This is a genomic window from Psychromonas sp. SP041 (assembly GCF_000470315.2).
GTDB lineage: Bacteria > Pseudomonadota > Gammaproteobacteria > Enterobacterales > Psychromonadaceae > Psychromonas.
The window spans coordinates 59,275-73,011 of record NZ_CBRF02000002.1; the positions used below are offsets into that span (position 1 = coordinate 59,275).

The 13,737-nt window shown below is 36.4% G+C and carries 9 protein-coding genes; 3 read left to right on the top strand and 6 right to left on the bottom strand.

What is annotated here, in order from left to right; genetic code table 11:
* Positions 1-122: 122 nt before the first annotated feature.
* Complete coding sequence (mtgA, locus tag SP041_RS01675; protein ID WP_025562425.1) at positions 123-815, bottom strand: monofunctional biosynthetic peptidoglycan transglycosylase; 693 nt, start codon at positions 813-815, stop codon at positions 123-125.
* Positions 816-1,156: 341 nt separating this feature from the next.
* Here mtgA and SP041_RS01680 point away from each other — a divergent pair, with 341 nt between their 5' ends.
* Positions 1,157-1,807 (top strand): DUF1080 domain-containing protein, encoded by a 651-nt coding sequence (locus SP041_RS01680; RefSeq protein WP_025562426.1) that lies wholly within the window; start codon positions 1,157-1,159, stop codon positions 1,805-1,807.
* Positions 1,808-2,205: 398 nt separating this feature from the next.
* Here SP041_RS01680 and SP041_RS01685 read toward each other — a convergent pair whose 3' ends face one another.
* The 3 genes from SP041_RS01685 to SP041_RS01695 form a co-directional block, all read right to left on the bottom strand.
* Positions 2,206-3,177, bottom strand: coding sequence for a DMT family transporter (locus tag SP041_RS01685; RefSeq protein ID WP_025562427.1), 972 nt, complete (start codon positions 3,175-3,177; stop codon positions 2,206-2,208).
* 469 nt (positions 3,178-3,646) lie between these two features.
* The gene (locus SP041_RS01690) at positions 3,647-5,359 is read right to left on the bottom strand and encodes a diguanylate cyclase (RefSeq protein WP_025562428.1); all 1,713 of its coding nucleotides are present in this window, start codon (positions 5,357-5,359) and stop codon (positions 3,647-3,649) included.
* Positions 5,360-6,168: 809 nt separating this feature from the next.
* Entirely contained in the window at positions 6,169-7,248 is a 1,080-nt protein-coding gene (locus SP041_RS01695; RefSeq protein WP_025562429.1) for a polysaccharide lyase family 7 protein, read from the bottom strand.
* A 719-nt stretch (positions 7,249-7,967) separates the two neighbouring features.
* On the opposite strand from SP041_RS01695, the gene SP041_RS01700 reads away from it, so the two are divergent.
* Together SP041_RS01700 and SP041_RS01705 are read left to right on the top strand one after the other, a co-directional pair.
* Complete coding sequence (locus tag SP041_RS01700; protein ID WP_025562430.1) at positions 7,968-8,744, top strand: DUF1223 domain-containing protein; 777 nt, start codon at positions 7,968-7,970, stop codon at positions 8,742-8,744.
* 745 nt (positions 8,745-9,489) lie between these two features.
* On the top strand, positions 9,490-10,680 hold the full coding sequence (locus SP041_RS01705) for a hypothetical protein (RefSeq protein ID WP_025562431.1): 1,191 nt from the start codon (positions 9,490-9,492) through the stop codon (positions 10,678-10,680).
* A gap of 511 nt (positions 10,681-11,191) precedes the next feature.
* Here SP041_RS01705 and SP041_RS01710 read toward each other — a convergent pair.
* Together SP041_RS01710 and SP041_RS01715 are read right to left on the bottom strand one after the other, a co-directional pair.
* Positions 11,192-11,692 (bottom strand): TIGR00645 family protein, encoded by a 501-nt coding sequence (locus SP041_RS01710; protein ID WP_025562432.1) that lies wholly within the window; start codon positions 11,690-11,692, stop codon positions 11,192-11,194.
* A gap of 378 nt (positions 11,693-12,070) precedes the next feature.
* On the bottom strand, positions 12,071-13,582 hold the full coding sequence (locus SP041_RS01715) for a DUF3360 family protein (protein ID WP_025562433.1): 1,512 nt from the start codon (positions 13,580-13,582) through the stop codon (positions 12,071-12,073).
* Positions 13,583-13,737: the final 155 nt, after the last annotated feature.

Consider the following 13,737-nt stretch of genomic DNA (forward strand, 5'->3'; position numbering starts at 1 on the left):
TACTTACATCGCTACTTACCTGGCTAACTAACTATCAGGTTCACTCATCAACAGGTTAACTGCTGATCTATTCAATGATTCTATTTTTAAAAATTAACGAGGCTTTTTAAATCGTCTCCTTTTTAATCTTCAAAAATAGGTGTTAAATAACCCGTTCCAAGTTGCCTCATTTGTCGTTCAATCCAAACAACTCTTTGGCTAAGTGTTGCAGTCAAACGGCGAGGGTCGCGAGTTCGTGGGCTAGGTAATAGTACCGCCAACTGTGCCGTTTGATGTTTAGTTAGATAACGTGCGGACTTACCGAAATAATGTTGACTGGCTGCTTCAACACCATAAATACCTTGACCAAATTCAGCGATATTTAAGTACACTTCTAAAATACGTCGCTTACCCCAAATAGCTTCAAGGCTTAGTGCAAAGCCTGCTTCTAAACCTTTACGAATAAAGCTTCGACCAGACCAAAGGAAAAGGTTTTTGGCTGTTTGTTGAGTAATCGTACTTGCGCCACGAAGGCCATCACCATCCCCGTATTGTTCTACCGCATTAATGATCGCGGTAAAATCGACACCAAAATGTTCTGGGAACCGTTGATCTTCAGAAGCTACAACGGCTAATGCCATATTCTGCGGTAGCTTATCAATACTGACCCATTGTTGAGTAACAGGGTAAGGGCTTTGTAGCATAAATGCAGTCGTCGGCAGAGGGACAAAGCGAAACATCAGTAAGATGAGTGCGACGAACAACACTAACGCCAACAGTAAACGCCATATCTTCGACCATATATTACTTAAAAAACTAGATTTACGCTTTGCCATTTATTGTCTCTAATTGGGGATGAACGAAGCTATGAGGAGTGATAGTTTCGACGTCAGTATTTGTTATTAAATGGCCATGACACACTTAATTAAATTGTTAATGTAAAAGCTCCTTTTTAACAATAAGTAAAGGAACAGCCGCGTATAATGCCATATTTCTCATGTTTTATCTCTACCATTGAAGATGGATCCTATTGGGTAGATTAAAGCTAAAGTGTATAAACGGTTTATTATTGATGCGAAATGATTATTAAGTCAATACTGTCGTATCGGTCGATTGTGTTTCAGTTTGCGCTTGCTTAGTATGATAGCTCACTTTCAACTATGGATATTTTACTAATATGAAAAATAGTTTGCTTATCGGTATCACTCTGGCTTTTGTTGTCTCTTGTAAAAGCACCTCAACTGACGTTACTGACAATTCGAATCTAGTGTCTCCTCCCATTGTTGACCAGTCAAAGTCCATTATGTTGTTTAATGGGGAGGATTTAAGTGGTTGGAAAATTCATGGTACTGAACAATGGTATGTAGAAGACGGATTATTAGTCTGTGAAAATGGCGTTGATAATACCTTTGGCTATTTATCCACAATTAAGCACTACAAAGACTTTGTACTGACCTTAGAATACAAACAGGAAAAAAGAGGTAACAGTGGGATCTTTGTTCGCTCAACCGTTCAAGGTAATAAAGCGACTGGCTGGCAAGTTGAAATCGCACCTCCTGGACATAAAACGGGTGGAATTAATGCGTACAAAAGTGGGTGGCTAGCTAAACCCGATTCTTCAAAAGATGCTGTAATTAAAATGGGGGAATGGAATGAAATGAAAATTCTGATAAAAGGTGGTTCAATTACGTCATGGCTTAACGGTACTCAAATGGTCACTATTAATAATGCCGAAATAGAGAAAGGCGAGGGTGGTATTTCATTACAGATTCATGGTGAAAATGTAACAAAAGTGAAATGGCGAAATATTAGATTGGTTGAATTGTAAGTTACAGGGGTCTTTTAAACGTTAAAAGATAACCATTTTTTGTATTAGTTAGTTTTAGCTCATCCTGTTAGTTTTGGTTTAGTCGTGTCTGCGCCCTTTTTGTTACCAGAAGAAAAGAGGCGCAGATAAGGATAAAGACTAGCCATCGAATCATTTTTTATTCAATCAATTTTTTATTTAATTACTTTTTTATTTAATCCAAAGTTTAAAATCATTATTTTAAATGTACCGTTTCGACCTGCATTCACTCACTCTTCTCCGTTAATGCAAACATCCTGTTTAGCTTTACTAAAGCGAATTAATTAGGAAAACTCAACCGTTGGCGGGTTGTAGCCATATTAACTTAGGTTTTATTTTTAGCTTAAAAGCAAAAAGTAAAACCTAAACATCAGAGTCTATTACACCTTTGATTCTCGTGTATTTAATTTGAAAAAACCTGCTAGTTTATCGGCCGGTAATAGTGCGAGTAGCATACCTACCAATGAACATAATCCACCTGCGAGATGAAACCAGTAGATTGATTCATCAAGAAATACAATCGCTAGAGCGGCACCGAACAATGGCATTAAAGTGATTGATAACGACGCGCTTTCAGGACCAAGACGGACCACGCCATTTGTCCAAAATATGTAGGCTAGTATTGATGGGAAAACCCATAGATAAGCAAACAAACTTAGGTGTTCTAATGACGGAAAATAAAACTTAAAAAACACCGCTTCAATGGCATAACCGATCATTAAAAAAGGTAGCCCAAGAATGATGAGTAAATAAAGCACTGTAATGGCGGGCAATTTGAGAGACATTTTTTTTAATAACACAGTAAACAACGCCCAAATCACTACCGCTGCAATCATAAATAGATCACCTTGACTAAACTTAAGGCTTAATAAATGTGGTAAATATCCTTTTGTTAAAATCAATAACACACCTAATATCGATATCGCCATACCAATTGATTGCAGTAAGCGCGGACGGTTGCCTAAGACTCGCCATGCAATCAAAAGTGTCGCAATCGGAATCAGTGTATTAATTAGAGTGATGTTAACGGCAGTCGTAAAATTCGCGGCTACATAAAGTAAGCTGTTATAAAGAGCGATACTTAATACCGCTAACCCAGATAAAGGCAATAAATGAGGACGGATTGTCGGCCAACTTTTAATCACACGAGGGAGAGCAAAAGGTGTTAGCAATATAAGTGCACCAATCCAGCGGAACAAATTCATGGCAATTGGGGCGACTTCGGGCATAAAACCACGGGCTAAAATGGCATTAATCGCCCAAAATAAGTTAGTCATCAACAAGCCTAAAAAAGCCATCCATAATATACGATTGTTTGTTGATGTTGAGTCTGCCATTACTTTATTAGTCAATGTTCTCTCCATAGAATTATTTGATAAAAGCTTTTTCATGTTAATGGTTTAAGGAAATAAAAGACATAAATTAAATATTTAAAGTTAACTTTCATTTAAACTTTAAACTTAAAGCAGGGAAGGGCAGTTTAGATAGGTGTTGACTAAGTTATTTTATTGGATGCGTTGCCGATATATTTACTAATTTTTATTGAGCCATGTAGGTATTTATTCACTTTTATTTCGCTCTTGCGACGAGTTAATGAATATTTAAAGAGTTAAAAGCAATTCAGTGTCAGTCTATTTTATTCCCTATTAGCATAGAGGGCTCTATTAATAGAAATAAATTAAAGTCGTCAACAGTGTGCAAATCCAAAGTGGATAAACTTGTAAATAGACTGGGTGAGTTAATAGTAAAACTAGTTAACCTTAACTCACTTCAATATGTTACTCACATCTACCCCTTGACGCTCTAAAAAATGATGGCTATTTAGCTAGGCTCCTCATCTTCTGATGAAATCGATTCTTCAATAGTTTCGACTTTCTTAACGATATTCAGTGGGGCAATCTCTACACGGTCACGACCGTTTTTCTTAGCAAGATACAAAGCTTCATCTGCAATACTAATGACTTCATCCATTGTTTTTGCATGGTCAGGGTAAGTGGCTACGCCAATAGAGGTTGTCACTGTCCCTAACGACAATTGATTCATGCTGAGTTCAAGAGAGCGAATACCTTTCCCAATACGCTCCGCAATTAATAATGCTTGTTGGTCATTGGCAGACGGACAAACAATGCAAAATTCTTCACCACCATAACGGCAAGCAATATCTTCTTGGCGTATTGAATCAATTAAAACTTGCGACACTGCTTTTAAAACATGATCGCCTGCGTCATGGCCAAAGTTATCATTAAATAATTTAAAGTGGTCGAGGTCGATCATCATAATAGCGATACTGGTACCTGTCCGTTCAGCTCTGCTATAACATTGTTCCAATGATTCTGTCATATAACGACGGTTAAATAACCCTGTTAGTGGGTCTCGAATAGCTTGTTCACGAAGGTTGTCGCGTAATTGAATATTAGCAAGCGTTAACCCAATTTGCTCTGCAATAGCATGGGACATCGCTTGATGTTTATCAATATCAATCTCTGGTGACATCACAAAATGTAGCACCCCAATTGTTTCCCCCTGTGCAAGTAAAGGTATGCATAACGTTTGCTCTGTAGGTTCTTCTTTCCAATGTTGACAAGTAATTTGAATGCCATGATCAGTCGATAAATGTTGATGTCCTTTACGCAGCGCCCAACATTCATTGGGGGCAAAACGCTCGACCCATATATCATCGTCTCCCCACGTTGCAACCGTATCTAAGCGGTTACGAGAAGATTTGATAATAGAGATGGAGCCTTTAAATTCAGGTAATAATTTGGGAATGACAGTATTCATGACTTGTCCTGCTTCTTTCAATGTAGAGCAGGCATTGAGCAGACCACCAAAGGTTTGTAGAATCGATATTTCTGTCGTGCGGTCCTCAACTCGTTTTTCAAGTAAAAAACGTTCGTTTTGTACCGTTTTATGCATTGTTCTCGCACTTAATAAGCCGAGTATTAACACTGCAAAAAGGCTTAGGGTGCCGGTCAAAAACAGCGTGATTCTCAGCTCGTTAATCGCAATTTGAATCGAAGCTTGAGAGCGTGCAATACGTGCCACAATAGGGTGGTTAAGATGAGATGTGCTATCAGTATAGTGAGCTTCACCTGAGCGAATAGCGACATATAACATCTCATCATTAAGTGTATTACTAAAACGCTGAGAGATACCAACGCCAGATGTTAATGCGAGTACAATTTCAGGTCTGTCTGCATGGTTTTCAATATGAATGAGCTGATCAAACCCGATATCAGAATCTCCCAACACTTTCCCTTTTGCATCAATATAGGTCATGCGAAAATCACCAGCATGGGCAATATTTTCAGCTAAACGCTGGAAAGCACGAATGATATATCCCTGATCTTCTGCTTCTATCGACTCTAATGTTTTAATCGACTCAAGGGATGCTTTTGCTAACGTGGTTAATTCAGTTGCGTTACGTTCAAGTAAATGCGATTCAAGATACTTTTCAACCATCAGCATGGTAACAGTACTGACTAAAAGCATTACGGTAAGAGGGATGACCACAAGTTTTTGTTGAATATTCATATTAACCTTAACCCTTTGTGGGCATTAGACTTTAATTACAATAATTTACTCAAGATTGAAATATATTAATGTCTACCAATTACTTTTGTTATTAAAACCAGAGAAGAGTGAAAACGGGATTACTGTTACATAACTATTACATAACTATAAAATAAAATAACTACAAAGTTGTTACCATAAAGTCATATTTATAACCTTATAGTAATAACTTTAGACTAAATATTAGAGTTAATTAGGAAATATGAAAGAAATAAAGTTTTTAAACTGAAAATAGCTATGTAGTTCAATATATTGAAGAAAAGTTTGAAATTAACGTCATTAAATTGAACACATATTAACCGTTCTAGCCTAATTAATGAGACCCATTAAAACTGACTGTAACTGACGACCGTAGAACTTTTACAAATAATGAACTTATTTAGCAAAAACAAGCAGAAGGTTTACGATACTTAAGCAGGAATACTTAAGCCTATTTAGATGAGTTGATTTAATTAATGTAGTTGGATTAGTTGGATTAGTTGAATTAGTTAATGTAGTTGAATTTGATGCAATTGAGCAAGCGTGCTGAGTTGGGTATACCAGAGGAGAGTACCTTTTCTGTGATCTTGTAGGGGCGCTACATTGATTAAGCAGTAGAGGTAAAAGCCGTCCCTAATAAAGTGATCTCATTAAATGAAATATATTAGTAAACGGCTTTTAAAATACTGAGGTTAATAGGTTAGTTGTTTAAATAACTTGGATTCAGATCATAAGTGCATAACTTAATAACTTAATAGCTTAATAACTTAATCAGTTAACAGGTTAATAACTTATTTAGTAGGCGCTTCAGAAGCGCCCAACACGATTTTAGAGAAAGTGGCTTGTACGTAATCGCCATTTGCTTTGTCAATCGCCCAATCACCTGTACCAGGACAATTTGTGTACCATATTCCCGGTGCATCTTTGCTGCTACATTGGTTATAGGCACCTGCTTTAAAATAAAACCAATCTTTTTGATAACCATTAGGGTTATCCAATGCGTCTGCTTTGCCGTAAGCATTAATATTATTTGATAAATCAATTTCATACTTAACTTCAGGTTGATTTTTGGTTGTGAAGGTTAAGTACATAGTATTGTCGTGAACGTTAATGATATAGCTAAACTCTTCTCCTAACGCGATACCTTGGTCACCTGGTTCTGCAGGGTTTTCCCACGAGTTTCCCCACACAGGGTAGGCGACATCAGTACGGTTTGGATCTCTTTTAGGAAGGTTTTTTTCGTAGGTCCAAAAAACAGAGCCTTTGGTATGGTTAGGCCATTTTTTATAATAAATTTTAATCGGCTCGTTACCCCAACCAAACGCGTCATCGGTGTTATATAACAGGTTGTCATCTTTCCCTGCATGTATTTGCCCAACAACAACTGAGTAGGCTGGTGGCTTATTTGGGTAACCTGCATGCACAGAAACAGCATCGACTGTTAAAGTAGCTTCTAATTTACCACCTATATCAGCAAATTTTTTTGCATTAGGATTAGCGGAAAGTGCAAAATTATTACGTTTAGACTTGGGATCGCCTCCGTAGTCACCACTCATCATTTGCCTAAACTCACTACGTGTATTAGTTGAGCCACCTGTGGTTGCAGCTTTGTTTGGCGCCGCAAAAACAACACCATGATCAGCATTCGCATAGAAAAAATTAGGATCGTAAAAAGAATTAATACTACCGACATCAACTTCTCTCGCTTTGCCGCTATTACCTTCTAACGGAAGCGTTATTTTCCAATAACTCAAGTCGGTAATATCAGCAGGCAATACACCACTAGCTGGAGGGGGAAGCGTACAGCCAGATAAAAGTAATGATACGCTGATACTGGTAAACAAATATTGTAGAGGTGGTATACGCTTCATAGAAACTTCCTAAGTAAATGCATGCTGTAGATTAAGCTAAAGTATAAGAATAACCTTAAAGCCATTTTTATTTGCATTACAATAATATTTATTGTGATGTGAATCTCTCAAAATAAATATATAGGCGCTTGATAAATAAGAGGTAAAATAAGTGATTTGTGATATTTATATAAACGGATTCCTATCTTAATAGTCTTAAATCCACGCTTAAACTTACTAGAAGCCGCCATTGATTTAGAAAAACTCAATCAAGGAGAGTGAATGTAGCCAGGTTGAATAAGTATTTTTGTAATTAATTGATTTTATTCGTATTATTTTTCAGATGTTCAGCTTTGAATTACAAAATAAATTAATTGATTGGGAAAGTTAGAGGGAGAAATTGTAGCCATATTGAGTCAGTTTTTATCGTTAACTTTAAGTGGTTTATCACATCAACATTGTCGTTAAAATAGTCATTTTTTATTTTTAATGAAATCAAACTCCTTCCTGCTTGGTCTATTAAACGTGACATCAAAGATTTTAATCAAACACGATCATGTTCAATCAACTAAATATCGATTGAATTGCATTTATTTTACATATTTCGGTTGAGTTTAGTTTTTGTTAACTGGGAAATTTAAAATAAAGATCTGACTGCATCTTTTAAGTCTATTTAGGCATTTCAATAGAAAAATGAAGTGAAAAATAAGTTAAATCTTCTCGTTATGAAAGAGGTCATTATGAAAAAATTAATTACATCTGGTTTGTTAACCATTGCTATGTTCGGTCAACAACAAGTATTAGCCGAAACGTTTAATAGTGGAGTTGATTCTGTTGCGTTAGTTGAACTTTTTAGTTCTGAAGGTTGCCATTCTTGCCCACCTGCCGATGAAAAATTGAGTCAGTTGTTGGATAGTCCACAATTATTTAAAAAATTTGTTCCTGTCGCTTTTCATGTCGATTATTGGGATCGATTAGGGTGGAAAGATCCCTTTGCTACTCCAGAATATACCACTAGGCAATATAACTTGTTATCAGAAAGTGGTCGTAGAGGCGCTTACACACCAAACTTCATTATTTCGGGGAATGAATGGAAAGGTTTCTTTAGAGGGCGTTCTATAGAAAGTGGCGTAGATGCCTTTGCAAAAAACTCAATTGGTAATTTAAAAATAGATTATCAAGCATCAGATTCTCAGCACGAAGTTAAAGCGGTATTTTCACCTGACAAAGGATTTATTGCAGATAAAAATAAGCCATTGATTTTATCCGTTGCACCATTAGGGATGGGATTAAAGAGTGATGTGAAACGTGGTGAAAACAGTAATAAGCAACTACACCATGAATTTGTGGCGTTAGATTGGCAAAAAATCCCGATGACATTTGAAAACAATCAATGGGTAGCGACGTTGAACTTATCTAAAGGTGCACATATAGAACAAGCACAGGCGATTAGCGCATGGGTAAGTAAAGAGAACAGTTTAACTCCTATTCAAGCTGTAGGGGGTTATATCAAATAACATTTTATGGGCGTTGGCTTTAATTTTCTTTTAAATTCGTCTGCGCTCATCCAGCCAGCTTGAATATTATTTACAGTGTTTTCGCCCTGTCTGCGACTCTACTTTTTCTTGTCAGAAGAAACTTTTTACCCACAACACGCAAAAAAGACTGACCTCCGATTCGTTTTTTTAATCTACTCTTTTGGAAATATAGTAATAACTGCCTTCTTTACGTACCGCTCATACGCCACATCCCTGTGGCGAGCTGAGCTAGCACGTCTGCTCAGGACACAATAATGGCGTATAATTCGCTACCTAACCTTGCTAAAGGCATTTCTTGTTTCAGAAAAACGAGACGGAGGGGCTTGTTGTAACCACATTGAGTAATGTTTTATCGTAACTAATTGATATTTCTTAACGCAATGAGTGGGTGTCCACAACTTATTAACACTTTTTAAGTAAAAGTAACAATTATAAGACTCATTTCATTGTGGTTTATTTAAATTTGATCAAAAAGTCTTTTTTTTGATCTATGGCTCATATTTATAGTTCTTTTTCGTTTTTGGTTAATTTTTGTACAGGTTTGTGTTTTAGTTTGTATGAGTCATCATTTTGTGGTCTCTATATATTTAACACTATGAAAGAGTCACTAATTTAAGGCTTAAAGGAATAAGCTGCATTAACAATAGCGTAATTATTATGTTTACTCGCTATGTATGCAACACAATAAAATATGAAATTTTCTAAACTTAAAAAGGAGAAGGTTATGAAAAGCATTTATTTTTTATTATTAAGCGCATCATTATCGTTAACAGGTTGTGGAGGTAGTAGCGATAGTGATTCAAATGAATCGGACCCAAGTGAAGGTGTTTTTTTAGATAGTGCAGTGATAAATATCGGTTATAAAACGGAGACATTAGAAGGGGTTACAGATGAGTCAGGCAAGTTCGATTATGTAGAAGGCGAATCAGTTATATTCTTTATTGGTGATTTAGCGCTCCCATCTGTGGATGCGTCATCGACAATAACACCATTAGATATCGCTAATTCTACTGACACATCTGACCCTAAAGTTATTAATATTATACGTTTACTTCAGTCGATTGATGAGGACGGCGATCCAAGTAATGGTATTATGATTTCTGACACCGCAAAAGAAGTAGCGACTCCGGTTAATTTTGATTTACCTGTAGATGAGTTTGAGTCCTCAGAAGATGTTACTGGGTTAATTAGTCATTCTGGTTCAACAAATACAATGTTAATTTCTGAAAGTCAGGCCATTGCACATTTCGAAGAAACATTAGTTGATGAAGGTGTAGAATTTATCGCTAGCTCTACTATTGTCGGTACTTGGAGGGCAATTGACGATGTAAATGATTTATTATTATTGATCTTCTTTGACGATGGCACCTATGTTCATGCAGAAATTGATATAACAGACTTAGATGAAGATAGTGGAATGGAATGGGGGGCTTACAGCCTAGATAGTGAAACGGGCATTATTACTACGACTCAAACTTTTGATTCAAATGGTGACACTGGACTTAGCGATGTAGAAACAATAACTGCACAAGTTTCTGGTGATCAATTAACCATTATTGCAAGCGATGTTGTTGAGCCTATTGAATTTGAGCGCATTGAATCTGAAGGTTTACTAGGTACTTGGATTTCAGATACAGGAGATGATGATTTATTAGGTTTTATATATTTAAATGATGGAACATATCTTCATATAGAAGTTATCGATTCACCCGCAGGTATTGAGTGGGCTAGTTATGGGCTAAATAATGAAACAAGAGAATTTAATATTACAAACCTTATCTTTGATGAAAATGGGGAAGCTGGTTTGTCTGATATAAATTCTTTATTTATTGATGTTACTGGTGATGTGATGACTTATGAAATTACTGAGCCAGGAGAAACTGATAGTTATAGTATTACCTTTGATCGCGAATAATTGTTTTATTTATTAATAATCTACTGCATTAATCATTTGTTGTATCCATAGCCATCTTTTATTGGGCATTTAGTCTTAATGAAAGGTGGTTATTTTTATCATTAATGGCACAGGCTATTTCATTTTTAAATAGATAACCTGATGCTAATTATTCAATCATTATTAAATAAAACGCGTTACCCAACTTTCGCATACTTCAATATATAATTCAGATCTGCATTTTAGTTATTGTTTCATTACATGCTAATCATGAACACAATCCGATAAGCCAAAAGGTGGTAAGGAAAATAGCAGAACAGTTTACTTGTTAATTGTTGCGTTTTTTATTTATGTGTAAAGTTCATAATGAGGCTGGTCTATTGCTTTTAAAAGTAGCTTGTTGAGAAAGATTATATGGAGTAGTTAATTACTTAGGCTAAAAATTAAAAAGGCCTTGGTTTCAACGCATAGGCCTTTCTAGATAGATTTATATTAGCGAATTTTTTTTGCTTTAACGCTCATTAATCATGTATTAATACTTTTTGTTCTTTTGCGATACGTTGTCTAAATACCCCATTACAAAAGCAGAGAGTACAAACGTTAAGTGTATGATCACAAACCACATCAGTTTATCATTAGCAATATTTTCTGCGTCCATAAATACACGTAAAAGATGAATTGATGAAATAGCAACAATGGCCGCGGCTACTTTATTTTTAAGCGACCCAGAATCGATTGTGCCTAACCAAGAAAGCTTTTCTTTACTTTCGTCAATATCCAACTTAGATACAAAATTTTCATACCCTGCAAACATCACCATAACCAGTAAACCACCGACTAGTGTCATATCGATCAGTGATAATAATAATAAAATAAGATCATTTTCAGTCACACTCAAAATATTAGGTAATAAATGAATTAATTCCTGAAAAAACTTGATTGATAAAGCTAATAAACCTAATGACAACCCCGCATATATAGGCGCTAAAAGCCAGCGAGAAGAGTAAATAAGGTTTTCAATAAAACGTTCCATAAAGCCCAACTTAGTAAAGTTAAAAGGCGATAATATATACACCTATCTGAAAGATGCAATCATAAAAAATCCTATAGTGTGTAGGGGCTCATTGGCAAGTTGATATTTTAAAAGCAACCCCTTTTAGTTTGTATGAACGAGGGGCTAACGTAATTAAGTTTAAATAATCATAATAAAGAAACAGGTATACCTGAACTAATAACAAAAAGGGCAGTGAAAGTACTTTTTGAGCTTTGTATTATTTAATTTTTTAATTATTTAAGTAATGCCTGACATTGCGTCAGGCATTATAACGGCCATTCGATAACTAAAGAAAAAGCAGGTTTCCATTAATAAAGTGAGTCCAACCAATAGAATATGTTTTTCATCTTAGCGCAATCAATGACGGAAGCTCGATATTAATGCAGGAATGCCAGGTAACATGCCTACTGCAGCCATTACGGTTGTTAATACTACGAACATAATACCCGGTATAATCCAACGATTCATTTGGCTTAATTTGGCACTACGTTCTTTACAACCAATTAAACCAAGATTATCAAGCAACATAGTAAGGGACCAACCAAAAGCAGGGTTAACAAGAGTAGATGCAAAGACAACAATAGCGGCTGATTGCGTCGTCTTACCTTCACGCGTCATTTCCATGCCTGCTTCAAGTAATGGGATAAAAACACCTACGATTAATGCAACGCACAATACAGGTTGCCATATCGCTAAATCCATAGGATATCCCCATATCGCTGCTATCACACAAAACAGCGCGGTCAATAAAGCGCCAGCAGGAATAGGGCGTTTAGCAATTGCGGCAGGTATTAAATAAGTTCCCCATGATGACGTAAAGTTAGACCCACCTAAAAGGGAGCCAAACACTTGGCGAATAGACGCAGTGGTCATCGTATCATCTATATTCATTTGTACTTTTTCAGTACGCTCAGGGTAACTGATTTTTTGAAATACTTGATGTCCCAAGAAATCAGGTGACCACATTGCCACTGCTAAAATAGCAAAAGGTAATACAACCACAAAACTTTCTACTGTCGGTAAACCTAACATCCAACCAGTATTTTCTCCCCACCAATACGTTGGGCTCAGATGTGGTAAGCCAGGGTCAGTAATAAACTCAAAGGGCGCGCCCATTGCAAAAGCAATCGTGCCTCCTAACAAACAGCTTAACGGTACTGCTAACCAACGTTTTTTCCAATGTTCAAGTAATGCATACAGCAAAATAGTACAAATAATAACGACAAAAGGGATGTGTGACATACCAATATCATCCCCCCAAGCCAGTAACTTTTTAACTTGAGAAATAGTCCCTACAAAACCAAGATATAACAGTAATCCACCACACACACCTTTGCTGGTGAGGTTTGCTAATCGACTTCCGCCTTTACTAACCGCTAAAATTAAACCAAACGCTCCAATCAGTAAACCAAATGCCATCGGGTGTCCGCCAGCAGCAACTACAATTGGAATAAGTGGAATGAGCGGGCCATGAGTACCCGCTAAGTTGGCCGTTGGCAGTAAAAATCCGGAAAAAAGAACAATAAATATAGAAACAATTAATAGCTCATAACGGACATTTTCTAACACAAAACCTTCATCAAGGCCAAGTGGTAAAGCAAAGGTTGCGGCTATTGCACCCACCATCACTATTTTACCTATCGTCGCGGCCATTGCTGGAATGGTATCTTCTATTTCAAAACGGTAGTCTTTAAAAGGTAAGTTTGGTCGCCAACGTTTAGGCGCCATTATTTGTAATTCGTGCTCTAAGTATTCTTCTCGTGTATTAAAGTCTGAACTCGGTTTGTGCTTTTGCTCGTAATTCAGCTGATCTTTATTTTTTTTGTTTTTTGATTCTTGCTCAAGTGTGGCATTAGCAGTTTTTTTCATTATTAATCCCTGTCGTCACTATTTAAAAAACACTCTGTATTTCAACGCAGTCACACTACGCTTAGGTGATATTGATTACTAATAACGAGATACAATCATTAGCTATACATCATGTTTTTCATTAATTTAGGGGAGTAAACTGTATTGCGTCACAC